The organism is Kitasatospora sp. NPDC057015 (genome assembly GCF_042673745.1).
Taxonomy (GTDB): domain Bacteria; phylum Actinomycetota; class Actinomycetes; order Streptomycetales; family Streptomycetaceae; genus Kitasatospora.
In genome coordinates this window covers 99,089-123,962 of sequence record NZ_JBHUSG010000004.1, presented here as the reverse complement: position 1 = coordinate 123,962, position 24,874 = coordinate 99,089, and the positions used below count along the sequence as shown (strand labels likewise).

Here is a 24,874-nt window from a genome sequence, read left to right as displayed (position 1 = left end):
ACGGTAGCCATCCGGACGGCAGCCGTCCGGACCATCGACGCCCAGGGCACCGGCCGATGACCGCCGATGTGATGGACCGTTCGGCGTCCGACCTGGAACCCCGGCTCCGCCCGCTCTTCCGCGCCGCCGCCCCCGGTGCAGGCGTCGCCGTCGCGGTGATCCGCGGCGACGAGCGCTCCGTCTCCTGCCGCGGCTACACCGACCGGGCCGGTGAACGTGCCGTCCGCGCCGACACCCGGTTCGAGATCGGCTCGGTCACCAAGACGTTCACCGCCCTGCTGCTCGCCGAGATGGCGGCCCGCGGCGACGTCCGCTACGACGACCCGATCGACCGCTACCTCCCGGCCGACGCGGTGCCCGGCTATCCGCACGAACGGCCGATCACCCTGCTCCACCTCGCCACCCACACCTCCGGGCTGCCCCGGCTCCCGGTCGGGCTCACCCCGGCGGTGGTCCCCCGGTGGTTCACCAGGCCGTACGCCACCTTCGGGCCCTCCCACCTGCTGCGGGCCCTGCCGCGCACCCCGGTGCGCGGCACGCCCGGGGACACCGTGCGGTACTCGAACCTGGGCTGCGGACTGCTCGGCCTGCTGCTGGCCAACGCGGCGGGCCAGCGGTACGAGGAACTGCTGCGCTCCCGGATCTGCGGACCGCTCGGCCTGGTCGACACCTCCTGCGGACCGGGCGGCGAACCGGGCACCGGGTACCGCCGCGGCCGACGCGTCCCGTCCTTCCGGCTGCCGGCCCTGCCCGGCGCGGCGGCGCTGCGCTCCACGGCCGACGACATGCTCCGCTACCTGCAGGCCCACCTCGCGCTCGACGCCGTCCCGCTGCCCGAACGCACCGACGCGGTGGCACTGCGCACCGCGCTCGGCGAGGTGAGCACGCCCAGGGTCGGCCGCCGGCGGACCGGTGCGCGGATCTGCCTGGGCTGGAACCAGCGCTCGCTGGACGAGGGCGACCCGGTCCGCCGGTACGGCGGTGCCTTCGGGGGCGGAGGTGTTGACGGCGGTGGTGTCGGGGGCGCCGGTGTCGAGGGCGCCGGGCGGGTGGACGGCGGCCCGGGCGGCGCGGGCGACGAGGGCCCGGGCGGTGACGGTGGTGCCGGGGCCGACCAGCTGGTCTTCCACGCGGGAGCCACCCGCGGCTTCACGACCTTCGTCGGCTTCAGCCCCGGCGCCCAGGTGGGGTTGGCGGTGATGGCCGCCACGCACCCGATGCGCGGGCGGGGCATGATCCAGGGCGCCTACGAAACGCTGCGCACCCTGGTGGCGGAGCGGCGACCGGGGTAGCCCGGCGCCCCGCGGGCACGGACGAGCCCGGCTCCCGGACGGTCACGACCGTCCGGGAGCCGGGCACGCACCGGATCAGGCCTGGTTGCCGGCCGGGGGCAGCTGGGACTGGATCAGGTTCATCACGGTGCTGTCCGCGAGGGTGGTGGTGTCGCCGACCTCGCGGCCCTCGGCGATGTCGCGGAGCAGACGGCGCATGATCTTGCCGGAGCGCGTCTTGGGCAGCTCGCTGACCACCTTGACCTGCTTGGGCTTGGCGATCGGGCCGAGCGTGCGGCCGACGTGCGCGCGCAGCTCCTCCACCAGCTCGGGGCTGTCGGTCGCGGTGCCGCGCAGGATGACGAAGGCCACGATGGCCTGGCCGGTGGTGGCGTCGGTGGCGCCGACGACCGCGGACTCGGCGACCGCGGGGTGGCCGACGAGGGCCGACTCGACCTCGGTGGTCGAGATGTTGTGGCCGGAGACGAGCATGACGTCGTCGACGCGGCCGAGCAGCCAGATGTCGCCGTCCTCGTCCTTCTTGGCGCCGTCGCCCGCGAAGTAGCGGCCCTCGAAGCGCGACCAGTAGGTGTCGATGTAGCGCTGGTCGTCGCCCCAGATGGTGCGGAGCATGGACGGCCACGGCTCGGTGAGCACCAGGTAGCCGCCGGCGCCGTTGGGCACCTCGTTGGCCTCGTCGTCGACGACGGTGGCCGCGATGCCGGGCAGGGCGCGCTGGGCGGAGCCCGGCTTGGTCTCGGTGACGCCCGGCAGCGGGCTGATCATCATGGCGCCGGTCTCGGTCTGCCACCAGGTGTCCACGATGGGGGCCTTGCCCGCGCCGATGTGCTCGCGGTACCAGATCCACGCCTCGGGGTTGATCGGCTCGCCGACGCTGCCCAGCACCCGCAGCGACGACAGGTCGAACTTGGCGGGGATGTCGTCACCCCACTTCATGAAGGTGCGGATGGCGGTGGGCGCGGTGTAGAGGATGGTGACGCCGTACTTCTGGACGATCTCCCAGAACCGGCCCTGGTGGGGGGTGTCGGGGGTGCCCTCGTAGATGACCTGGGTCGCGCCGTTGGCCAGCGGGCCGTAGACGATGTACGAGTGGCCGGTGACCCAGCCGATGTCGGCCGTGCACCAGTAGACGTCCGACTCGGGCTTGAGGTCGAAGACGGCGTGGTGGGTGTAGGCGGCCTGGGTGAGGTATCCGCCGGAGGTGTGCAGGATGCCCTTGGGCTTACCGGTGGTGCCGCTGGTGTAGAGGATGAACAGCGGGTGCTCGGCGTCGTGCGGCTCGGCGGTGTGCTCGGCCGACTGGCGCTCGGTGATCTCGTGCCACCACACGTCCCGGCCGGGGGTGAAGGCGGTGTCCTGACCGGTGCGGCGCACCACCAGGACGTGCTCGACGTCCGGGCACTTGGTCAGGGCCTCGTCGATGGCGGGCTTGAGCGCGGTGGGCTTGCCCCGGCGGTAGCCGCCGTCGGCGGTGATGACCAGCTTCGCGTCGGCGTCCTGGATGCGGGAGGCGACCGCGTCGGCGGAGAAGCCCCCGAAGACGACCGAGTGGGTGGCGCCGACGCGGGCGCAGGCCAGCATCGCGACGACGGCCTCGGGGATCATCGGCAGGTAGACCGCGACCCGGTCGCCCTTGCTGACGCCGAGCTCCAGCAGTGCGTTGGCGGCGCGCGAGACCTCGTCCTTGAGCTGGGCGTAGGTGATGGCGCGGCTGTCGCCGGGCTCGCCCTCGAAGTGGATGGCGACGCGGTCGCCGCGCCCGGCCTCCACGTGGCGGTCGACGCAGTTGTAGGCGACGTTGAGCTTGCCGTCGGCGAACCACTTCGCGAACGGCGGGTTGGACCAGTCGAGGGTCTCGGTGGGCTCGGTGGCCCAGTCGAGGCGGCGGGCCTGCTCGGCCCAGAAGGCAAGGCGGTCCTCGGAGGCCTGCGCGTACGCGGCCGCCGTCACGTTGGCCGCGGCGGCGAGCTCCGCGGGCGGGGCGAAGCGCCGCTCCTCCTTGAGCAGGTTGGCCAGGCTCTCGTTGCTCAACGCGCACTCCTCATCGAGTTTCTTCATGGGACACTCCCGTGCGTAGGGATTGTCCCGTGTGTCCCAGCACACAGCTCACCAGGCGAACCGGGCTGTTGACAAGAGGCTCCGAGGAATTGGTGTAGACCTTTGATGTGAAAGCGGCCGCCCGGCGGCGGATCGCGGCGACCGGCCGGGCCCCTGGCCAGCGGTGCAGGGGCCCGGCCGGACTCAGGCGGCGATCTGCAGGGGCTCCTCGTCCCGCTCCGTGACCGGGGAGAAAAGTCCGCTCCGGCGGTCGAGGACGTAGGCCTGGGCGGTCGCGAAGTCGAAGTACATCCCGACCAGTCGCAGCGTGCCCTCCTCGACCCGCCGCTCCACCGCGGGGTTGGCCATCAGCTGGTCCAACTGCTGGACGACGTTGGTGAGGCAGAGCTCTTCCACCAGATCGGCGGTGGGGCGGGCCGCGAACCCGGCCGGTGCCCGGCGCAGCCGGTCGAGCGAGCCGCGGCCGTTGCGCAGCCAGCGGGTCAACGGGCTGGGCGGCCCCGGGCGTTCGTGCACGCCGTCCAGCAGGGCCTTCATCGCCCCGCAGCCGGAGTGCCCGCAGATCGTGATGGACCGGACCTCCAGCGCCTCCACGGCGTACTGCACCGCGGCGGCCACCGAGTCGTCGGCCGCGCCGGGCTCGAAGGGCGCGGGGACGAGGTTGCCGACGTTGCGCACGGTGAAGAGGTCGCCCGGGCCACTGTTGGTGATCATGCTGGTGACCAGTCGGGAGTCCGCACAGGTGAGGAAGAGCTCCGAGGGCGTCTGTCCCTCCCGGGCGAGCCGGGCCAGCTCGGGACGGACCAGCGGCGCCGTGTGCTGCTGGAACACCCGGACCCCGTCCAGCAGCCGGCCGTGCGGGTCCTCCTGCTGCTCGATGCAGTGGTGGCCGACCCAGGGCGTCCAGGCCCGGCAGCGGTGCGGGCCGGGCGAACTGCCCGAGCGCACCGCGCCGTCCGGGTCCAGCAGTTCGTCGGTCGGGCGCTCGGTCACCAACAGGACCGTCCCGCCGCCCGCCTCGTGCCCGGTCCGCCAGGAGTGCAGCGCCTCGTAGGCCGCGTGGTCCAGGAACGAGCCGTCGTGGCAGACGGTCACCCGGGCCGCACCGGGGATCCCGGCCAGGGCCCGGCTCAGCCGGGGCACGGCCGCGAAGGTCAGCGGCCCGTGCGTCCGCACCGAGAACGATCCGTCGGGTGCGGCCGTGACGTCCACATGGGCGCGGGTCAGTCGGTGCAGCGCGAGCAGGACGGCGATCGCGGCGCCCAGCGCCACCCCGGGAAGCACCCCGAGCACGACGACGCCGAGCACCGTGGCCAGGTAGACCGGGAACTCGCGGTGCTGGTGCACCTTGCGGATGTGGGCGAAGCTCACCATCTGCAGGCCGACCACCAGGACCAGCGCGGCCAGTGCGGCCAGCGGGATCCGTCGCAGCCCGCCCGTCAGGGCCACGGCGGCCAGCAGGACCCAGACCCCGTGCAGGACGGAGGACCAGCGGGTACGCGCGCCGGCCCGGACGTTGGCGGTGCTGCGGACCGCGCCGCCGGCCACCGGCAGCCCGCCGAGCAGGCCGCTGACGACGTTGGCGAGACCCTGGCCGCGCAGCTCCCGGTCGAGGTCGCCGGAGCGGTTGGACATCCGGTCGACCGCGACGGCGGAGAGCAGTGACTCGACGCTCGCCACCGCGGTCACGGTCAGCACGGCGGCGACCACGGCGACCGGTGAACCGTGCGGCAGCAGGGGCAGGCTCTGCGGCTCCCAGGCGGGGAGCTCGACCCGGGCGAGCCGCAGGCTCAGGCCCATGGACAGTGCGGTGGCGGCCGCGATGGCGACCAGGGGGCCCGGGATCCGGGCCAGCCGGGAGCCCAACTCCCCGGCCCGGCCGGGCAGCAGGCCCAGCCGGGGCCAGCCGCAGAGGATGGCGGTGGCGAGGGCGCCGACCATCAGGGCGGGGAGGTGCGGTCCGGCCAACTGGCCCGGCAGCGCCACCAGGTTGGCGAGCGCCGAGCTCTGCGGCGAGCCGCCGAGCACCACGTGCAGTTGGGCGATGGCGATCGCCAGGCCGACGCCGGCCAGCATGCCGTGCACGACGGCGGGCGACACCGCCAGCGCGGTGCGGGCCAGGCCGCGGGCTCCCAGCAGGAGTTGGAGCAGACCGGCGGCGAGGGTGATGGCGCAGGTGGCCTGCCAGCCGTACTGGGAGATCAGGCCGGCCGTGATCACGGTGAGGGCCGCGGAGGGGCCGCTGACCTGGAGGGAGGTGCCGCCCAGCAGGCCGACGACGATGCCGCCGGCGGCGGCGCCGATCAGGCCGGAGAGGAGAGGGGCGCCGGTGGCCAGGGCGATGCCGAGGGAGAAGGGTAGGGCGATCAGGAAGACCACCAGCGAGGCCGACAGGTCGCGGGAGCCGCGCAGCCGGGGCCGTGCGGCCGGCGGGGCGTGGTCGGTGGTGTCGGAGGCGATGGGGGCGGTGGAGATGTCGAGGGTCATGTCTTCCCGTCTTTCCGGGGGAGCGAACGCAGTCAGGTCCGGGTGGTGCTCGGGGAGTCGGATCGGCTGTCGTGGGTCGCGACGGTGTGGCGGGATGGCGTGGGCGCGAGGGGCTGTGCGGGGGTGGCACAGGCGGGCCCATGGACCATCAGGAATCGGAACCATCAAGAATCGGTAAACCGAGAGTAATGAAAGCTTTGCACAGCGTAGAACACGATGACGGTATCGGGAGTCGGATTCACCCCTATGGGTGGTATCCGAACTGACCGGGAACAGGCGGGGAATCGTCGCGCGCGTGTGACGCGGCGGGCCGTCGTCCTCGGGGGAGAGGACGGCGGCCCGCCGCGTCGGTTGTTCGGGCGGACCGTTCCGCCCGCCGCTCGTGGTCCGGTCAGGCGCGAGCGCCCGCCGCGGCCTGCTCGGCGCCGAGCACGAACTCCTCGTCCACCTGCGTCGCGAGATCGAGGCCGACCTTGGCGTTGCCCCAGCTCCGGGCGTTGCGGAGGTGGAACTGCACGGCCTGCCGGGTGTAGCGGTGCGGGTCGCGGTCGTCGTACGCGGCGTCCGCCTCCGCCTTCAGCAGCTCCAGCACGCCGCGGTTGGCCGGCTCCAGGGTGCGCAGCGCGGGCTCCGCGCCCTGTTCGAGGCGGCGGACCCACTCGGAGTGTCCGAAGGCGGCCAGCAGGTCGTCCCCGGCCTCGCGTTGGAGGTAGGCCAGATCGTCCTGCCCCTGCACCTTGTTGCCGATCACGCGCAGCGCGACCCCGAAGTCGCGCGCGTACTCCTTGTACTGACGGTAGACGGAGACTCCCTTGCGGGTCGGCTCGGCGATCAGGAAGGTCAGGTCGAAGCGGGTGAAGAGCCCGGAGGCGAAGGAGTCCGATCCCGCGGTCATGTCGGTGACCACGTACTCGTCGGGGCCGTCGACCAGGTGGTTGAGCAGCAGCTCCACCGCGCCGACCTTCGAGTGGTAGCAGGCGACCCCGAGATCCTCCTCGGTGAAGGCGCCGGTGGCGAGCAGTCGGACCGAGCCCTCGTCGAGGGCGACCGGCCGGGCGCAGGCCGCGTACACCGGGTTCTCCTCGACGATCCGCAGCAGGCGGGAACCACGACCGGGGGGCGTGGTCTTGATCATCTCGTCGGCCGATCCGATCAGCGGATTTCCGCCGCGCAGGTATTCCTTGATCAGCGGCAGGTGTGCACCCAGGGAGGGCAGTTCGCCGGACTGGGCATCGGTCAGGCCCAGTGCGGGGCCGAGGTGTTGGTTGATGTCGGCGTCGACGGCGATGACCGGGCGGCCTGCGGCGGCCAGGTGGCGGATGAACAGTGAGGACAGCGTGGTCTTGCCGCTGCCGCCCTTGCCGACGAAGGCGATCTTCATCTGGGACTCCGGCTCTCGCTCGTGGCTCTCGCTCGAAACTCTTCCCGATCCCCAGTGTTGGAAATCGTTATCGTCACCGATAGCGCCATGCTAGCCGGGCTCGGGGGCCGGACAGGGCCGGGAACGAAGGATTGCCTCGAACGGGTGATGGCGGGGTTGCTGTGTCGGGGGTGGCGGCCGGGACCTTACTCTCGGGTAGTGAGCACTGGAACAGATCCCCTCGCCCCGCTGGCCGAGCTGCCCGGGGTGCCCGAGGCCGTCGCCGAGGTCCGCAAGTCCGTGGACCGGCTCTACGGTCACCGTGTGATGCGCCGCCGCGCCTCCGAGGTCACCTCCGAGGCCGCCCTGCGCGGCGCGCGGGCCTCGGCCGCGCTGGACGGTGCGGACTGGCCGCTGGAGGAGGTCCGCAGGCGCACCGACTTCGGGGCGGACGCCGACGCCCGGACGGTCGGCGCGGCCCTGCGGGTGTCGGCCGAGGCCGGGCAGTTGCTGAGCGTGTGGCGGCACTCGCCGCTGCAGGTGCTGGCGCGGCTGCACCTGCTCGCGGCCGGAGACGGCGCCGAGGCGGCCGGCCGGCCCAGGCGGGCCGGGGAGGGCGCCGAGGCCCTGTTCCCGCTGGAGGTGAAGCCCGCGGAGGGCATGGCGGGCGCAGCCGGTCCGATCGCCGACCTGCCGCCCGCGCCGGGGGCCGAGGAGGCGACCGCCCGGCTCGACCAGCTGTCCACGCTGCTGGTCGCGCGGGCTGAGGGCGCGGGCGCCAAGGCGCCGGCGCTCGTGGTCGCCGCGGTGGTGCACGGTGAGCTGCTGGCGCTGCGGCCGTTCGGCTCGCACAACGGCGTGGTCGCCCGGGCCGCGCAGCGCATCGTCCTGATCGCGGAGGGGTTGGACCCGAAGGCGATCTGCCCGGCCGAGGTCGGGCTGGCCGAACTCGGCAGTGAGGCGTACCGGCGGGCCCTGGGGGGCTACTTGACGGGGACGGCGGACGGCATGGCCGCCTGGATCGACCACTGCGGGCAGGCGCTGCGGCTCGGAGTGCGCGAGAGCACCGCCGTCTGCGAGGCGATGCAGCGCGGGATGGTCTGACTCGGGCGGGCCGGGGTGCAGGTGCGCCCCGGCCACACCGCCGAGGGGCGTGCGTAGGGGGCGTGCGCGTGGCGGGTGCTACCGGCGGCGGAGTGTCAGGCGGACGGCCGGGCAGCAGGTCCGTGGGCGAGGCCGGGGCGCCGCGGACAAGGAGATGCGGCGGCACCTGATCCTGCCGGGTGCCGCCGCTGGTACAGGTGCCGGGTTACCAAGCATGCACCGGAAGTGCCCATCAGACGGGGATCCTGCCCGTTCGCCTGGTGCGGCGGCCCGACAGCGGGTCGGCTGCATGTGGGTGCTCGGCTATCTGTACGCGGTCCGTGGGGCCTGAACTGCGTTGTCGGTTTGACCTCTTCGGGTCCGGACCGGGTCTCGCGGGCCGTTGCTTCATTTGTATCGCGTTTCAGGCCAAAGGGGAACCCGAAACGCGAAGTCTTTGCCCTTTGTCCGTTTTGCGACGCCCCGAATTCCGCGCCTCCGATACCCGCTCTCCGTGGCCGCGACGCCCGCCCTCAGGCCGCCGGGCGCCTGCGCCTGGCGGCGTACCAGACCACCCCGGCGGTCAGCAGCGCCGTGCCGATCGCCACCGCCGTGAGCACCGAGCGACTGGGGGCGGAGAACTCCGGCAACCGCCGCCGAAGTTCCACCGGGCGGTCGAAGACCAGCACCGGCCACTCCCGCGCGACGGCCTCCTTGCGCAGCGCGCGGTCCGGGTTGACCGCCGAGGGGTGGCCGACGGCTTCGAGCAGCGGGAGGTCCGTCGAGGAGTCGCTGTAGGCGTAGCAGTCCGCCAGGTCGTAGCCCTCCGTCGCGGCCAACTCCCTGATCGCGGCTGCCTTGTTCTCGGCGTACGCGTAGTACTCGATCTCGCCGGTGTAGCGCCCGTCCTCGATCTTCAGCCGGGTGGCGATGACGTGGTCCGCGCCCAGCAGTGCGCCGATCGGCTCCACCACCTCGGAGCCGGAGCTGCTGACGATCACCACGTCGCGCCCGGCGGCATGGTGCTGCTCGATCAGGGACGCGGCCTCGTCGTAGATGATCGGGTCGATCAGGTTGTGCAGGGTCTCCGCCACGATCTCCCGGACCTGCTGGACGTTCCAGCCCCGGGTGAGCGCGGAGAGGTACTCGCGCATCTTCTCCATCTGGTCGTGGTCCGCGCCGCCGACCAGGAAGACGAACTGGGCGTAGGCGCTCCGGAGCACGGCCCGACGGTTGATCAGGCCGCCCTGGTAGAAGGGGCGGCTGAAGGCCAGGGCGCTCGACTTGGCGATGATCGTCTTGTCGAGGTCGAAGAAGGCCGCCGTCCGGGGGCCGGCGCCACGGGGCCGGGGCGTGGCGGGGGCGGGGGCGGGGTGCACGGCCGTGCCGGTGTCGCCCGCGCTTCTGGTGTCTGCGCCGCTGTCGTCCGTGCCGCTGTGGTTCGTGCCGTCCGTACCTCGGCCGTCCGTACCTCTGCCGTCCGGGTCGGCGTCGGCTGGGGTGCCGAGGTCGGCGGTGTCCACCGCCGGGTCGGAGCCGGCTTCGCCGGGGGCGGTGGAGGCCGGGGCGGGGCCGGGCCGGTCGGAGTCGCCCGGGGGGACCGCTTGGGCGGGGTCGGACTTCGGGAGGGGGGTCGGCCCGGCTTGACGGCCCGGCCCGGAGTCCCGTTCGGCGGCGGCCTCCCGGGGCGTCCCCGGGCCGGTCCCGGAGTTCGCGCCGGTGCCGGCGGTGTCGTCCGCGTACTCGTCGGCGTTCTCGGTGGTGTCCACGGGAACCGAGGATAGAGGGCGCCGCAAAACAGCCCGCCATTCGGTGTACTCCGAGGTGCGCGGGTTTGTGTTTCTGGCCGCTCGGGTACACCATGGAAGTCACGGATCGTTCGCGACCGTGCTAACCCGGTCCGGCTCCTCCCCCCCGAGTCGGACCGTGGATAGACGACCCCCGCTCTCCCCCCCGGCGGGGGTCGTCGCACGTCCGGGCCCGTTTTCGAGCCGCGAAGAGGCTCCGCCCGGAGACGTGCACAGGGGGTGTGCACCCGGTGCGGATCCGGTAGGCGGGCTCTGTCGACGGCGTCGGATCGTCACTCTCCGTGTCCAGTTACTCCGAGTGGCCAAACTGCGGACAATACGTCATCCGAGCCACCGGGACCGTGCAGTCCATTGTTCACCGGTGTTCCCGGTGATCCAGTTCCGTCAATTCCTTCTCATTAGTCACCCAAGTGGGTGAACTCGGTAATCCACACCCCCGGGTTATCCACAGGGAATCAGATCCTTGCTGACAGATTCCTGATCTCCCCCCACCTTGGTGATCGGCAGCGGGCATTCGTCCTTCAACCGGAGGACGAAGATCGCTGCCGAACGACAGGGCTAGGCGAGCGCGTCGTACCGGGGCCCGGTACGACGCCCCACCCGGGGAGACCATCATGTCGACACCGATCACCGACCACGACCAGTCCGGGGAGCGGGTGCCCGCCGGCCCGCTGATCGTCACCGAGGACGAGGCCCTCGCCGAACACCTGCTGCGGCTCTGCGCGGCGGCCGGCGCCGACCCGCTGCTGATCTCCGGTGCCCCGCCGCCCCGTCTGCTCTGGGAGGGGGCGCCCCTGGTGCTCGTCGGGGACGACCAGGCGGAGCGCTGCGCGGGTTTCGCACGCCGCCCGGGGGTGCTCCTGCTCGGGCTCGACCTGGACGACTCCGAGATCTGGGTCCGCGCCGTCCAACTCGGCGCCGAGCACGTGCTGTTCCTGCCCGACGCCGAAGGCTGGCTGCTGGACAGGATCGCGGACGCGGCCGAGGGCGCCGGACCTCCTGCGCTCACCGTGGCCGTGCTCGGCGGCCGGGGCGGGGCAGGTGCCTCGACGCTGGCCTGCGCGCTGGCGGTCACCGCGGCCAGAGCAGGCCACCGCACGATGCTGGTCGACGCCGATCCCTTGGGCGGTGGCCTGGACATCCTGCTCGGCGGCGAACGCGCCTCCGGCCTCCGCTGGCCGGACTTGGCCGGCTCCCGCGGCCGGGTGAGCGGCGCCGAACTGGCCAGGGCACTGCCGGTGCTGCACCGACTCACCACGCTCTCCTGGGACCGTGGCGACACGCCGGCCGTACCGCCGGAGGCCATGAGCAGCGTCCTGGCGGCGGCGCGACGCCAGGGCGGTCTGGTCGTCGTCGATCTGCCCCGCCACCTGGACCCGGCGGCGGGCCAGGCCCTGGAGCAGTCGGACCTCGCCCTGCTGGTCGTCCCGGCCGAAGTGCGCGCGACCGCCGCCGCCGGCCGGGTCGCGGCGGCGGCGCGGATGCGGCTCACGGACATCCGGGCCGTCGTCCGCACACCCGGGCCGTCGGGGCTGGCCGGGGTCGAGATCGCCCGCGGGCTGCGGATGCGGCTCGCCGGTGAACTGCCGCGGGAGCCCGGCCTGATGGTCGACGTGGAGCGGGGCGTGCCGCCGGGCATCCGGGAGCGGGGTCCGCTGGCGCGCTTCTGCGGGACGTTCCTCGACGAAGTGATGCCGCCGGTGCCGGCCGTCGGCGGGGGTGTGTGCTGATGAGCCCGCTGCGCAGATCCCGGGGCATCGGCTCACCCGGCGCCGGAGGCGGCGAGCCGCCCGGCAGCCGCAGCGGCCCGAGCGGTACCACCCGGGGCGTCCCGCCCGGACGACGAGCCCTCGTACCCGGGCGGGCGCCGGCCCCGACGACGGGCGACGGCCGCCCTGCGGCGGACCGGGCGGCGGCACTGGTCGATGCCGTGCGGCTGCGGCTGGCCGAGTCGGGCCAGGCACCGACCGCAGGCTCGATGGCCGCGGCGCTCCGGGCCTCCCGGCCGCCGCTGGGCGGGGACGACGTGCTCGACGCCGTACGGACCCTGCGGGCCGAACTCGTCGGCGCGGGCCCGCTCGACCAGCTGCTGTCGGCTCCCGACGTCACCGACGTCCTGGTCAACGGGCCGGACGAGGTCTGGGTCGACCGGGGTGGCGGGCTGCAGCGGGCGGTGGGCGTCCGTTTTCCCGACGCCGAGGCCGTACGGCACCTGGCGCACCGCCTCGCGACAGCGGCCGGCCGCCGGCTGGACGACGCCCGGCCGTGGGTCGACGCCCGGCTCCCAGACGGCACCCGGCTGCACGCGGTGCTGCCGCCGATCGCCGCCGGGTGCACCCACATCTCGCTCCGGGTCTGCCGGCCCCGCCCCTTCACCCTCGACGAGCTGGTCCACGCCGGTTCGCTGTCCCCCACCGGGGCGGAACTTCTCGGCGCCGTCCTGCGGGCCAGGCTGTCGATGATGATCAGCGGGGGCACCGGCACCGGGAAGACCACCCTGCTCGCGGCCGTCCTCGGCCTGGTCGGCCCGGGTGAGCGGATCGTCATCGCAGAGGACTCCGCCGAGCTGCAGCCCGCGCATCCGCACGTGGTCCGGCTCCAGAGCCGGCCCCCGAATCAGGAGGGCCTGGGCGAACTGACCCTGCGGGACCTCGTCCGGCAGGCCCTGCGGATGCGCCCGGATCGGCTGGTGATCGGCGAGGTGCGCGGCGCCGAGGTGTCCGACCTGCTCGCGGCCCTGAACACCGGCCACGAAGGCGGCTGCGGGACGGTGCACGCCAACACCGCCGCCGACGTGCCCGCCCGGCTGGAGGCCCTCGGTTCGCTCGCCGGTTTGGACCGGCTGTCCCTGCACAGCCAGTTGCGGGCGGCCCTGGACGTGGTCGTGCACCTCGTCCGGGACCAGGGCACCGGCCGGCGCCGGATCGCGGAGATCCACACGTTGTCCGGCGACCGCCAGGGGCTCGCCGTCACCACTGCGGCGGTGAGGTTCACGGCCGGGGGCGCCACGTCGTTCGGAACAGGCTGGGACCGGCTCTCCCAGCTGTGCGCCGCGCGCGGGGTGCAGCTCCCCGGGCGGCCGGGATGATCGCGCGCGTGGCTGAACTGCTGTTCGTACTGGGGCTCTGCGGCCTGCTGTTCGCAGGTGGGGCACTGCTCGGGCCGGGAGTCCGGCGAAGTCCGTCAGAAGGAGACGAGGATGAGTGTCGGTCAGGTGGACGTGTACTGGGCGGCGGCGCTCTGCGCAGCGGCGGCCGGCGCCCGGCAGGCCCTGCAAAGGCGGGCCGCCGGGGCCCGCCACCTGCGCCTGCTGCCGGTGATCGGTGCCGAGGGCGCCGTACTCGGCACCGGCGAGCGGGCCGGTGTGAGGGGGCCGACCCCGTCACGGGTGTGGCCGCGGGTGCGCACCCGACTGCGCGGCCGCCTCGCCGGGATCACCGCCGCTCCACCGGTCTGGCTGGTGCCCGAACTCCTGCTCCTGCCGGTCGGATCGGCCGCCTGGCAGGCAGCCGACTCGCCCCTGCCGATGCTCGCCGCTGCGGCAGCCGTGGTGCCGTTGCGCCGATGGCGGCGGCGGCGCGGGCGGGAGAGGGAAGCCCGGCGTCGGTCCGCCGCAGTCCTCGAACTCTGCACGGCGCTCACCGCCGAGGTGCGCAGCGGGGCCACGCCTGAACAGGCCCTGCACACCGTGACCTCAAGGATCGCCGCCGACCAGGAGGCGTTGGACGGGCTCGGTCCGGAGCCGGTGGCAAGGCTGGCGGCCGGGCGGTACGGCGGCGACGTCCCCGCCGCGTTCGAGCTGCTCGCCGAACTGCCCGGCGGCAGGGGCGCGGCCTCGGTCGCGGCCTGCTGGGAGGTCACCTCGGGCAGTGGCGCGGGGCTCGCGAACGGGTTGGAGCAGGTCACGGAGGCACTGCGCGCCGAGCGGGCACTGACCGAGGAGATCGAGGGCGAACTGGCCGCGCCGCGCGCCACGGTCGCGGTCCTGGCCGTGCTTCCGCCGGTGGGGCTGCTGCTCGGCGCCACGTTGGGGGCCCACCCGCTGGACGTCCTGCTCCACACGCCCGCAGGCCTGGTCTGCCTGGCGGTCGGTACGACGCTGGAGGCGGCCGGGTTGGCCTGGACGGCACGGATCGTGCGGTCCGCCCGCGGAGGTGCGGACAGCCCTGGACACGGCTCGGCAGGGGCCGGGGGAGCGGAGCCGGGCTGGGGAGGGGCGGAGTGCGGGATCTCCCGGCGGAGCGTGGCCACCCGGCGCACCGGCCCCGTGTCGAAGCGGCTGGTGCTCCGGTGAGCGGCGCGGCGGCGGACGGCTGGCTGCTCCTGGGGCTGCTCCTGTCGGCCTGGGGCGCTGCGGGCGGGGCCGCCCTGAAGTACCTGGCGCGCCGCCGGGGCATCCGGCGGCGAACCCTCGTCTGGCCCGAGCCGCCAGGCGGCGGAGCGCTCCTGGAGCACGGTTCGCCGGCGGGTGGTCCTCGTCGGGGCCGTACCGGTGGCGCGGCCAGGGGGAGCGTCGGGCGGCGCTCCGGGAGGAGGCGGATTGCCGATCGCGCCGGGAGTACGTCGCGAGGTTTCGACCCCGCGTCCGGACCCGTGTCCAGCCCCGCGTCCGGCACCACCGAGGCGACGGACGCGGGATCTGGGGCCGGGGCCGGGAGGGCTGCGTCGGCCGGCCGCACCCTGGCCGTGGTGGCGGCGGGGATCGCTGCGGCCGGCTTGTTCGGGGGCCTCGGGGGTGCCGTGGCAGGCGCGGTTCTGGCCGTTGTGCTGCACCGCCGGCTGCCACGGCCCCGATCGCCCGATCAGCGCCGTGCGGCGGCGGAGCAGGAAGCCCTTGCCCGGCAACTCCCCCTGACGGCAGAACTGCTGGCCGCCTGCCTGGCGTCCAGTCCGTCTCCCTCCCTTGCCGTGGCAGCCGTCGGGCGCAGTGTCGGGGCGCCGATGGGGCGGCGCCTTGCGGCGATCTCCGCCGAGCTCGCCCTCGGCGCGCCGCCGGAGCTCAGCTGGCGCCGGCTCGGCCGGGAATGCCCGGTGCTGGCCCCGCTCGGGCGCTGCCTGGTCAGGACGAGCATCAGCGGAGCTCCGCCGGCCGGTCCGCTCACGGCTCTCGCGCACTCCCAACGGACCTGCGCGGCACGGGAGGCGCACGCCAGGGTGCGGCGCGCCGGGGTGCTCGCCACAGCGCCGCTCGGCGTCTGTTTCCTCCCGGCCTTCGTGCTGATCGGTGTCGTCCCGGTGGTGCTGGGGCTGACTTCGATCTTCGCCGGACAGATGTGATCAGCCGTCACCGTGCATTTCCGGCAGGCCTTTTGCGTGTGATTCCTGAATGTCCACCGCGTTCCTACTATCGAGGAGATCTCTCATGGCGGCAATCATCGTCTCGCGGGCAACCGTCGGGCTTCCGCACCGCACTTTGCTGGCGTTGACGCGGCGACGCGGCCACTGGGCAGCCTTCCGGGTCCGGAGGATGCCGAACGGCCGGCGGGACAGCGGGATGACCACGGCGGAGTACGCGGTGGGCACGGTGGCCGCCTGCGCCTTCGCGGCGATCCTCTACAAGGTCGTCACCAGCGGAGTCGTGAGTGGTGCGCTGACCGACATCCTCAACCGGGCCCTCGGTGCGGTCTGACGGGGCGGGGCCGCACCGGGCGGAGCCCGACCGTACGCGGCGCCGCGCTGCCCCGGACGCGGGCTTCGTGACGGCGGAGACGGCGGTGGCGCTGCCGGCCCTCGTCCTGCTCGCCGCGATGCTCGTCTGGGGTGTGGTCGCGGCCGCCGCGCAGATCCGCTGCGTGGACGCGGCCCGGGCGGGTGCCCGCGCCGCCGCCCGCGGCGACACGGATGCCGACGCCCTCGCGCGCTCCGCCGCCCCACCCGGCGCGACGGTGCGCATCGCGGTGGAGGGCGAGTCCGTGCGCGTCACCGTGGAAGCCCCCTGCCCGGGCCCCGGCAGGCTGGTCGAGGTGCTCTCTGTCCGGCTGGGAGCGACGGCGGTGGCGGGCCGGGAGGACGTACTCACCGGAGCGGCCGGGGGTGCGTCGACGTGGCCGTCGTGACCAGGCCCCCCGCTGAGGGCGGGCGTACGCACGCGGACGACGCTCGCCCTGGCCCTGGCCGGGGCTCGGCCCAGGGCGGTCGGCTCCGGCGGGCCGGCGGCCGGTCGGCGGATGCGGGTTCGGCGACGGTCTGGCTGGTCGCCCTGGCGATGCTCGGATGCACGGTCTTCGCCGGGACCCTGGCCCTTGGGTCGGTGATCGCCGGCCGGCACCGGGCCGAATCCGCCGCCGACCTCGCCGCCCTGGCGGCGGCCGATCGCCTGCTGCTCGATCCGGACGGCGGCTGCGGCCGGGCCCGGGGGATCGCCGGTGCTCACCGCGCCATCCTGGTGAGCTGCTCGGTGGACGTTGCCCTGGACGCGGTCGAGGTGGTCGTTGAAGTGCCCATCGACGGCCTGCCGTTCCCGCTCGGCCCGGCCCGGGCCCGGTCACGGGCGGGCCCGGTGCGGGCCGCGGCCGACCCGGTGGCGGCCGAGACCGGCTCCCCGGCCGGCGCCGATCTCCCGGCCGATCTCCCGGCGGATCTCCCAGCCGACCTCCCGGCCGATCTCCCGGCGGATCTCCCAGCCGACCTCTCAGCCGATCTCCCGGACGGGGCCGGTGCGGCGGTCGGCCACCACCTGCCGGAGTGCTTCGCACCCGCCGGCCCGGACTCAGGGGGCTCCGCATCAGGGTGCTTCGCGGCCACCGGGAGAGCGGAGCGCACCCTCGTCGCCGCTGCCGCCCTCACCACCATCGGGTCTCACAGCCTCGGACCCCGCAGCCTCCGGTCCTGCAGTCTTGGACTCCGCACTCCCGGGCTCAGAGACTCCGGGCTCCGCAGCGCCGGAGCTCACCGCGTCGGGGGCGCCCGCCAACAGGACGTTCAGCAGCCGTACGGCCGCCGCCTTGTCCAACGGGTCGTTGCCGTTTCCGCACTTCGGCGACTGCACGCAGGAGGGGCAGCCCCGGTCGCACTCGCAGGCGGCGATGGCGTCCCGGGTCGCCGCCAGCCAGCGGGCGGCCCGCTGGAAACCGCGTTCGGCGAAACCCGCGCCGCCGGCGTGACCGTCGTAGACGAACACGGTGGGCAGGCCGGTGTCCGGATGCAGCGGCACCGACACCCCGCCGATGTCCCACCGGTCACAGGTGGCGAACAGCGGCAGCAGCCCGATCGAGGCGTGCTCGGCGGCGTGCGCAGCGCCGGGGAGCTGGTCGAACGGGATGTTCGCATCCAGCAGCTGGTCCTCGGTGACGGTCCACCAGACCGCCCTGGTGCGCAGCGTCCTCGGCGGCAGGTCCAGCTTGCTCTCGCCGAGGATCTCGCCGGTGGAGATCCTCTTGCGCAGGTAGCCGACCACCTGGTTGACCACCTCCACGGACCCGAAACTGAGCCGGGCCTCGCCCCAGTCGACCGACGTGTCGGTGGCGAGCACCGAGATCGAGGTGATGTCGCGGGCGGCGGTCGTGTAGGGCGGGTCGGCGCGCTCGACCAGGGCGACGGAGCTGTCCAGGTCCAGCTCGCGTACCCGGTAGGTCCGCCCCTGGTGCAGGTGGATGGCACCGGTGTGGACCGTGGTGTGCGCGGCGGAGGCGTCGACGGTGCCGAGCAGTCGCCCGGTCTCGGCCTCGACGATCTGCACCGGGTTGCCGCCGCTGCCGCGCAGGTCCACGGAGTCCGCCGCGCGCTCGCGCCGCGTCCAGTACCAGGTGCCGTCACCGCGGCGGCGCAGCAGACCGCGTTGTTCGAGTATCGGCAGCAGCGACGCCGTGGAGGGGCCGAACAGCTCCAGGTCGCTCTCGGTCAGCGGGAGTTCGGCGGCCGCGGCGCACAGGTGCGGCGCGAGGACGTGGGGGTTGTCGGGGTCGAGCACGGTGGCCTCGACCGGGGTGTCGAACAGTGCTTCGGGGTGGTGCACCAGGTACGTGTCCAGCGGGTCGTCGCGGGCGATCAGAACGGCCAGAGCGCCCTGCGCCTCCCGGCCGGCCCGGCCGGCCTGCTGCCACAGCGAGGCCCGGGTGCCGGGATAGCCCGCCATCAGGACGGCGTCGAGCCCGGAGACGTCGACACCGAGTTCGAGGGCGGAGGTGGAGGCGAGGCCGAGCAGTCGTCCGGAGTGCAGATCGCGCTCCAGTGCCCGGCGCTCCTCCGCGAGGTAGCCGCCGCGATAGGCCGCGACCCGGTCGGCCAGCGGTCGGCCGAGCTGGTCCTGGGTTTGGAGCGCGACCAGCTCCGCGGCCCGCCGCGAGCGGACGAAGACGACCGTCCTGGTGTCCGCCTCGACCAGGTCGGTGAGGAGGTGCGCGGCCTCGGCCGTCGCCGTCCGGCGGACGGGGGCCCCGTGCTCACCGACGTTCTCGGTCAGCGGCGGCTCCCAGAGTCCGAACACCAGCGGTCCGCGCGGGGAGCAGTCCTCGGTGACCGCCACGGCGGACAGGCCGGTCAGCCGCCGGGCGGTGGCGGCCGGATCGGCGGTGGTGGCGGAGGCGAGGAGGAAGGTGGGCGAGGAGCCGTACCGGGCACACAGTCGGCGCAGCCGTCGGAGGACCTGGGCGACGTGCGAACCGAAGACCCCGCGATACGTGTGGCACTCGTCCACGACGACGTACTTCAGCGTCTTCAGGAACGACGCCCAGCGGGGGTGGGCGGGCAGGATGCCCCGGTGCAGCATGTCCGGGTTGGTCAGTACGTACGAGGCGTACTGGCGGACCCACTCGCGCTCCTCGGGCGGAGTGTCGCCGTCGTAGAGGGCGGCCCGCACTCGCGCGGGGGCGAGTTCGGCGGCCCGGCGGCGCTGGTCGGCCGCCAGGGCCTTGGTGGGCGCCAGGTAGAGGGCGGTCGCGCCCCGCCCGTTCGGCGCCTCGGTGCCGGCCAGCAGGTCGCTGAGCACCGGGGCCAGATAGCCGAGCGACTTGCCCGAGGCGGTGCCTGTGGCGAGGACCACAGTTTGACCGGATTTGGCCAGATTCATCGCTTCCGCCTGATGGGCCCACGGCTCCACCACCCCCAGGGCCAGCGCGGCCGCCACGATCTCGGGCCGGACACTGTCGGGCCACGGCGCATGGCGGGCCTCGCGGGCGGGCAGATGCTCCGTATGGGTGAGTCGCTCCGCACGTCCCCGGACGGCGGAGAGAGTCGCGAGCAGTGCCTCGGGCGGGCGGTGACGGGGCAGCATGGGGACCCAGTGTGTCACCGGCGTGACGGAGAATCGTCGTAAGGCATCGTGCGGTCATGGTCACAGGTGGTTGAATGAGGCCGTGACGGCCACATGGCCGAGGGTCGCAACGCCGAGGCTCGCCGCATGCTGGATGGGCGTGCCCAGGCACTGACCACGCGGTGGCGGCCGCCAGGCCGAAGATCGCAATGACGTAGCAAGGCAAGGCGCTGGAGGTTCCGTGGACCTGTCCCTGTCGACCCGTACAGTCGGCGATCGCACGGTCGTCGAGGTTGGCGGCGAGATCGATGTGTACACCGCCCCGAAGCTGCGCGAGCAGCTGGTCGAGCTCGTCAACGACGGCAACTACCACTTGGTCGTCGACATGGAGGGCGTGGACTTCCTCGACTCGACCGGTCTCGGCGTCCTGGTGGGCGGTCTCAAGCGAGTGCGTGCCCACGAGGGTTCGCTGCGCCTGGTCTGCAACCAGGAGCGCATTCTGAAGATCTTCCGGATCACCGGTCTCACCAAGGTGTTCCCGATCCACACCTCGGTGGACGACGCGGTCGCCGCGACCGACTGATCTCACCTTTTTGGGGCGGGCGGGGCTCTCGTGGGCCCGCCCGCCCCGGCAAAGGGCCGGATCCGTCCGGCCCTCGGGGCTGGCTGTCCAGCCCGTGGTCGGAGAACCCCGAGGGGGAGACATGGCAACGGTCGAACTTCGATTCAGTGCACTTCCCGAGCACGTCCGCACAGCCCGGCTGGTGGCCGCGGCGGTGGCGAGACGCGCCGGGGTCGACGAGTCGGTGCTCGACGAGGTGCGCCTTGCCGTCGGCGAGGCGTGCTCCCGCGCGGTGGGCCTGCACCAGCGGGGCGGGGTGACGGGCGGTGCCGTCCGGGTCGCTCTGACCGATCAGGAGAAGCGTTTCCTCATCGAGGTCGAGGACGAGGCCGGTCCGGCGTTCGTGCCCGCCCCGGGTGTGGTGGACGACGCGGACGAGGACACCCTGGGCCTCGCGGTGATCACTGGTCTGGTCGAGGACCTTGAGGTCACCAACGGCGCTCGCGGTGGCCTGATCCGGATGAGCTGGCCGGTGTCGGTCGACGCCCTGGCGCTCTGAGCTCGCCGACGGGCCGTAGCCGAGGGTCCGAGGGCCCGTTACCGACGGCTCGCCCCTGAGGGCCCCTTCCCGGTGTTCGTGCCCGAGGGGCGCGCCTTTGACGTGCCTCCAAGTCGGTGCGCCCGCCTTCACCGTGCCGCCGTCGGCCTGGACACCTGGGCGGGCGACTTCGGCATCCCGCCCGCGTGCCGCCGGCGCGGTGGTGTCCGTCCCTTCGCCCGGCGGCCTCCCCTTCAGTCGTGGGGCCCGACCAATCGTGGGCCCGACCCGTCGCCCTTGCTGGCCGGTTTCTCCACGGTGGGCCGAGGGTCGAGCGGAACGTGCGGGGCCGCCGGAAGCCGTCCCTGAGCAGCCCGATCTCCTGGCCGGGTCTCGCACCCCGCGCCCTCCCGGTCCGGGATCCGGGGCGAGGGCGGCGCGTTCCACCACGCACCCAGAGTTGACAGATTGTTGAAATGGGCGGTTCCCTGCTCTGGGGCGCGGTCGGAGCGGATCTGTCGGAGATGAGGGAACACCCCATGCGGATGCGAATCCTTTGGCCGGCCGGGCAGGCCACGGCCACCCTGTTGCCGACACCCACCACCGAGGCGCTCTGGGAGGCACTGCCCATCAGCTCTGCGGCGAACACCTGGGGCGACGAGGTCTACTTCGGGACTCCGGTCAGCGTGCCCCTGGAGGACGACGCCCGGCAGGTGGTCGAACCCGGCACCGTGGCGTTCTGGACGGACGGTGACAGCCTGGCGCTGCCCTTCGGACCGACGCCGATCTCGCGGGCGGGCGAGTGCCGGCTGGCCGGGCCGTGCAATGTGCTGGGCGCCCTGGACGTGGACGCGAACGTGCTGCGCACGGTGCGTCCGGGCGACTCGATCCGGGTCGAGCGGGCCTGACCGGTTCCCGCGGCCCCGAGGGCGGAACCGGGGCGGCGGGGCCCGTGCGGGGCCGCCGTCGGTGCGGCCGGACCGGACGGGCGTGTAGGTTCGCCGTTCGACGACCGAAACCGAAAGGGCTCTCCCGGTGAACAAGCGACTGCTGGCCGTACCCGCGCTGGGCGCACTGCTCGCGTTCGGCGCCGTCGGGTGCGGCGGCGACAACAGTGCGCAGCTCAACGCCTGGGCGACGACCGTCTGTGACTCGGCGAAGGATCCCATCGCGCAGGCCCAGGCGGCGTTGGCGGACACCGCTCAGGTCAAGGAGGGCGAAGTCCCGGTCGACCTGCAGAAGCGGCTCTCCGCCGATGTCGCGCGGCTCGCCAAGACGAACCAGCAGATCGCCGAGGTCATCGACAAGGCCGGCGCTCCGAAGGTCGACAACGGCGCGGCCGTCCAGAAGGACGCGGTCGACGAGCTGAACAAGGCGGCCCAGGGGTACCTGGACGTGCAGAAGAAGCTGGACGCCCTGCCCAACGCCGACCAGGCGAAGTTCGCGGACGGGCTGCGCAGCGTCGGCGACCAGGTGCAGCAGTTGGCGACGCTCTCCACGCAGGCGCAGAGCAAGCTGCAGAGCGGCGACCTCGGCGCGGCGATGGCCAAGCAGCCGGGCTGCAAGCCCGGTGCGCCCGCCGCCGCGCCCACCGGAGCCTCCACGGGCGCTCCCGCCGGAGCTCCCGCCGGTGGGAGCCCGACCGCGTCGGACGCGACGGGACAGCCGGGTGCCGCGCCCTCCGCGTCGGCCACCCCCGCCGCGGGCTCTGCCGCTCCGGCCTCGTCCCCCGCGGCCTCGCCGAGCTGACCCGGGCTGACCCGGGCTGACCCGGGTCAGCCCGGCCGCCGTGCCTGCCGCCCGGCGGCCCCGCCCCGACGGGCCACTCGGCCCAACGGGGCCCCGCCCCGACGGGAGCGGCCGCGGGCGGCGTCACGGCGGGCCGTGACCCGGAGCCGCGAGACAATGGCGGGGTGACCAGTAGCCCCGTTCTCGACCCCACCCGCCTCGCCAAGTTCCGCGAAGCGCTGCTCGCCGCCTCGTACACCGCTGACGGCTGCCTCGACCTGCTCGGGCCCACCGGCTACGCCGCGTTGGCCCGCAGCGAGGCGGTGCCGGCGCTGCGCGCCACGCGCGGGGGCAGTCCGCTGGAGACCCTGGTGCGGCTCTTCCTCCTCCAGCAGCCCGTTCCGTACGCGGCCGCCGCGGCCGCGCTGCCCGTCGAGGACTGCCTCGCCGACGGCTGGCTGCGCGCCGACGGCGAGCTGGTGCGTGCCACCGTCGATGTCCGCCCGTACGCCAACGAGGTCGCCGGCCTGCCCAGTTCGGACTCCTGGGTGGTCTCCGACCTGGGGTGCGCGGTCGGCGGCGCGGGCGGTATCGGCTCGGGGGAGACCGCGCACGGCGTGGCGCGCCGGGAACTGGTGCTGGGGGTCGGTGGTGCGTCCACCACGCTGGCGAACATCGCCGTGCGGCGGCCCGTACGGGCGGCGCTCGACCTCGGGGCGGGCTCCGGGGTGCAGGCGCTGCACGCGGCGCGCCACGCCCAGCGGGTCACCGCGACCGACGTCAATCCCCGCGCCCTGCGGTTCACCGAGCTGACGCTGGCGCTGTCGGGCTTCGACACCGCCGACACGGCGGAGGGGAGCCTGTTCCAGCCGGTCGGTGACCGGAAGTTCGATCTGATCGTCTCCAACCCGCCGTTCGTGATCTCGCCCGGCAGCCGGTTCACCTACCGCGACGGGGGCATGGCGGGCGACGAGCTCTGCCGGAACCTGGTGCAGGGCGCCGCCGCCCACCTGGAGCCCGGCGGCTACTGCCAGCTGCTGGCGAACTGGCAGCACGTCAGGGGCGAGGACTGGCACGACCGGTTGGCGGGCTGGGTGGCGGGCACCGGCCTCGACGCGTGGGTCGTCCAGCGGGAGGTGCAGGACGTCGCCCAGTACGCCGAGTTGTGGCTGCGCGACGGCGGTGACCACCGCGGTCCGGGCGGCGACTACCAGGCCCGTTACGGCGAGTGGCTGGACGCCTTCGAGGCGGCGCGGGTGGAGGGGATCGGCTTCGGCTGGATCACCCTGCGGGCGGGCGGCGCGGACCGCCCGACCGTGCGGGTCGAGGAGTGGCCGCACCCGGTGGAGCAGCCGCTCGGCCCCCACATCGAGAGCTGGTTCGCCCGTCAGGACTTCCTCCGCACGCACGACGATGCCGGGCTGCTGGCCACCCGGTACGTGCTCTCCGACGAGGTCGTCCAGGAGCAGGTCGGCCCGCCCGGAGCGGAGGACCCGGAGCACGTGATCCTGCGCCACAACCGCGGCATGCGGCGGGCCACCAAGGTCGACACGGTGGGGGCCGGCTTCGTCGGGGCCTGCGACGGCACGCTGTCCGCGGGCGAGATCGTGGACGCCATCGCGCACCTGCTGGACGAGGACCGGGTCGTCCTGCGGGACCAGGTGCCGCAGTCGCTGCGGCTGCTGACCGAGCAGGGGTTCATCGAGCCGGCGGGTCTGCGGCAGGAGGACTGACGTCCGGCGGGGTCCAGGGGCGGGTCCGGCTGCCGGCGGCACTCGGCCGGCCCGCTCGGGTACTCGGCCCCGCCCCGTTCCGCCCCACTGCGCCGATTTCCGTTCACGTTCCCGTTCCCACAGGTTCGGCCCTCGTACGGCGGACGTCGGTCGGAAGTTGTCCCTGCGCTGCGACGCTCTGTCCACAGGTTGTGGACAACGGGCGTTGCGGGCCGGAGTCGTCGGTGGGCGGAGCTCCTGCCCGGCGGGGTGGGGAGGGGCGCGATGGAGGTACCCACGGGGATCGCGGCGGGGGTCGTGCTCGTTCTCTTCGGCGGCGCGTTGCTGATCTGGTGCGCCGCTGAAGTGCGCCTTCGGCGCCGGGTGCGCCGCCACGGGGTGCCGGCCTCGGCACGGGTGGTCGCGGACGAGGACCCGTACGGCACGCTGGACAGCGCCCCGCTGCTGGCCTTCGCCACCCTGCCCTCGGTCGGGGCGGCGGGCACGCCGGGTTCGGCGGTCTCCGCGGGCCGCGGTGAGGTGGTGCTGGCCCGGCCGCGGGGCCACACGCCGTTGCGGCGCCCGGCCCGGTACGGCGTGGGGGCGGACGTCCGGGTGGCCTACGACCCCCGGCGTCCGGCGCTGGTGGTGCTGGCCGCGGACGAGACGGGATCGACGCTGGTCGGCGACCTCCTCTGGCTGCTGCTGGGGGCGGGGAGCCTGGCGGGGGGCCTGGGCGTGCTGGCCTCCCTGGCCGCCCGCTGAGCCGGGGCGCGACCAGGGGGACCGCCGGCCGTCGGCCCGTCCGGCCGACGGTGGCCCGACCGTCCGGCGTCCGGCTCGGCGCGCGGGTCGGCCCGGCCGACGGATGGCCGGTGCGGGCGTGGCCGAGCCCGTCCCGTCCGGGGCCCGCGGCAGTCCCGCAGCCGGCCCGCGGGCGGCGGTCGGACGGCTGTCGTTCACGCGTCGACGATCATTGATATCGGGATGACAGATTCTGAAATCTGTTATTCCATCCTTCTTAAACCCGCCGAAGCACCCCCTCTGCGCGGCACG

General features: G+C 74.0%; 19 protein-coding genes and 1 pseudogene. 15 read left to right on the top strand and 5 right to left on the bottom strand.

All coding sequences use genetic code 11. The annotated features are described in order from the left end of the window. The first annotated feature begins 56 nt into the window (after positions 1-56). Positions 57-1,292, top strand: coding sequence for a serine hydrolase domain-containing protein (locus ACFTWP_RS05360; RefSeq protein WP_380262922.1), 1,236 nt, complete (start codon positions 57-59; stop codon positions 1,290-1,292). 75 nt (positions 1,293-1,367) lie between these two features. Here ACFTWP_RS05360 and acs read toward each other — a convergent pair whose 3' ends face one another. From acs to ACFTWP_RS05345, 3 genes are all read right to left on the bottom strand, one after another. Continuing rightward, positions 1,368-3,323, bottom strand: a complete 1,956-nt coding sequence (gene acs, locus ACFTWP_RS05355; protein ID WP_380263087.1) for an acetate--CoA ligase — start codon at positions 3,321-3,323, stop codon at positions 1,368-1,370. A 210-nt stretch (positions 3,324-3,533) separates the two neighbouring features. Beyond that, on the bottom strand, positions 3,534-5,837 hold the full coding sequence (locus ACFTWP_RS05350) for a SulP family inorganic anion transporter (RefSeq protein ID WP_380262920.1): 2,304 nt from the start codon (positions 5,835-5,837) through the stop codon (positions 3,534-3,536). Positions 5,838-6,228: 391 nt separating this feature from the next. Next, positions 6,229-7,218 (bottom strand): ATP-binding protein, encoded by a 990-nt coding sequence (locus ACFTWP_RS05345; RefSeq protein ID WP_380262918.1) that lies wholly within the window; start codon positions 7,216-7,218, stop codon positions 6,229-6,231. Positions 7,219-7,365: 147 nt separating this feature from the next. On the opposite strand from ACFTWP_RS05345, the gene ACFTWP_RS05340 reads away from it, so the two are divergent. Further along, positions 7,366-8,301 carry an oxidoreductase gene (locus tag ACFTWP_RS05340; RefSeq protein ID WP_380263086.1) on the top strand — a complete coding sequence of 312 codons (936 nt, stop codon included), beginning with the start codon at positions 7,366-7,368 and terminating at the stop codon, positions 8,299-8,301. A 512-nt stretch (positions 8,302-8,813) separates the two neighbouring features. Here the strand turns inward: ACFTWP_RS05340 and ACFTWP_RS05335 are convergent. After that, entirely contained in the window at positions 8,814-9,659 is an 846-nt protein-coding gene (locus ACFTWP_RS05335) for an HAD family hydrolase (protein ID WP_380263085.1), read from the bottom strand. 1,043 nt (positions 9,660-10,702) lie between these two features. On the opposite strand from ACFTWP_RS05335, the gene ssd reads away from it, so the two are divergent. From ssd to ACFTWP_RS05300, 7 genes and pseudogenes are all read left to right on the top strand, one after another. Further along, on the top strand, positions 10,703-11,818 hold the full coding sequence (gene ssd, locus ACFTWP_RS05330; protein WP_380262916.1) for a septum site-determining protein Ssd: 1,116 nt from the start codon (positions 10,703-10,705) through the stop codon (positions 11,816-11,818). Further along, the gene (locus ACFTWP_RS05325) at positions 11,818-13,176 is read left to right on the top strand and encodes a TadA family conjugal transfer-associated ATPase (protein WP_380262914.1); all 1,359 of its coding nucleotides are present in this window, start codon (positions 11,818-11,820) and stop codon (positions 13,174-13,176) included. Before ssd ends, ACFTWP_RS05325 begins: the two co-directional genes overlap by 1 nt. A 111-nt stretch (positions 13,177-13,287) precedes the next feature. Then, the gene (locus ACFTWP_RS05320; RefSeq protein ID WP_380262912.1) at positions 13,288-14,382 is read left to right on the top strand and encodes a type II secretion system F family protein; all 1,095 of its coding nucleotides are present in this window, start codon (positions 13,288-13,290) and stop codon (positions 14,380-14,382) included. Next, positions 14,310-15,365: a type II secretion system F family protein gene (locus ACFTWP_RS05315; protein WP_380262910.1), complete on the top strand. Its 1,056-nt coding sequence runs from the start codon at positions 14,310-14,312 to the stop codon at positions 15,363-15,365. The genes ACFTWP_RS05320 and ACFTWP_RS05315 overlap by 73 nt, the downstream gene beginning before the upstream one ends. Before the next feature lie 49 nt (positions 15,366-15,414). Then, a complete protein-coding gene (locus ACFTWP_RS05310; RefSeq protein WP_380262908.1) occupies positions 15,415-15,717 on the top strand; it encodes a DUF4244 domain-containing protein in 303 nt (100 codons plus the stop codon). 67 nt (positions 15,718-15,784) lie between these two features. After that, entirely contained in the window at positions 15,785-16,144 is a 360-nt protein-coding gene (locus ACFTWP_RS05305; protein ID WP_380262906.1) for a TadE family type IV pilus minor pilin, read from the top strand. Beyond that, positions 16,132-16,575: pseudogene (locus ACFTWP_RS05300) on the top strand (Rv3654c family TadE-like protein); the annotation flags it as partial. The gene ACFTWP_RS05305 and the pseudogene ACFTWP_RS05300, both read left to right, overlap by 13 nt. A 237-nt stretch (positions 16,576-16,812) precedes the next feature. Here the strand turns inward: ACFTWP_RS05300 and ACFTWP_RS05295 are convergent. Continuing rightward, positions 16,813-19,299 carry a DEAD/DEAH box helicase gene (locus ACFTWP_RS05295; protein ID WP_380262904.1) on the bottom strand — a complete coding sequence of 829 codons (2,487 nt, stop codon included), beginning with the start codon at positions 19,297-19,299 and terminating at the stop codon, positions 16,813-16,815. A 220-nt stretch (positions 19,300-19,519) separates the two neighbouring features. Here ACFTWP_RS05295 and bldG point away from each other — a divergent pair, with 220 nt between their 5' ends. The 6 genes from bldG (at position 19,520) to ACFTWP_RS05265 (ending at position 24,583) form a co-directional block, all read left to right on the top strand. After that, a complete protein-coding gene (gene bldG / locus ACFTWP_RS05290) occupies positions 19,520-19,861 on the top strand; it encodes an anti-sigma factor antagonist BldG (RefSeq protein WP_014178436.1) in 342 nt (113 codons plus the stop codon). Between the two features lie 121 nt (positions 19,862-19,982). Continuing rightward, the gene (locus ACFTWP_RS05285) at positions 19,983-20,399 is read left to right on the top strand and encodes an ATP-binding protein (RefSeq protein WP_380262902.1); all 417 of its coding nucleotides are present in this window, start codon (positions 19,983-19,985) and stop codon (positions 20,397-20,399) included. 518 nt (positions 20,400-20,917) lie between these two features. After that, positions 20,918-21,286, top strand: a complete 369-nt coding sequence (locus ACFTWP_RS05280) for a cyclophilin-like fold protein (RefSeq protein WP_380262900.1) — start codon at positions 20,918-20,920, stop codon at positions 21,284-21,286. A gap of 127 nt (positions 21,287-21,413) precedes the next feature. Next, positions 21,414-22,127 (top strand): small secreted protein, encoded by a 714-nt coding sequence (locus tag ACFTWP_RS05275; RefSeq protein ID WP_380262899.1) that lies wholly within the window; start codon positions 21,414-21,416, stop codon positions 22,125-22,127. Positions 22,128-22,291: 164 nt separating this feature from the next. Next, complete coding sequence (locus ACFTWP_RS05270) at positions 22,292-23,839, top strand: methyltransferase (protein WP_380262898.1); 1,548 nt, start codon at positions 22,292-22,294, stop codon at positions 23,837-23,839. A 264-nt stretch (positions 23,840-24,103) separates the two neighbouring features. Further along, positions 24,104-24,583 (top strand): DUF3592 domain-containing protein, encoded by a 480-nt coding sequence (locus tag ACFTWP_RS05265; RefSeq protein ID WP_380262896.1) that lies wholly within the window; start codon positions 24,104-24,106, stop codon positions 24,581-24,583. Positions 24,584-24,874 lie beyond the last annotated feature (291 nt).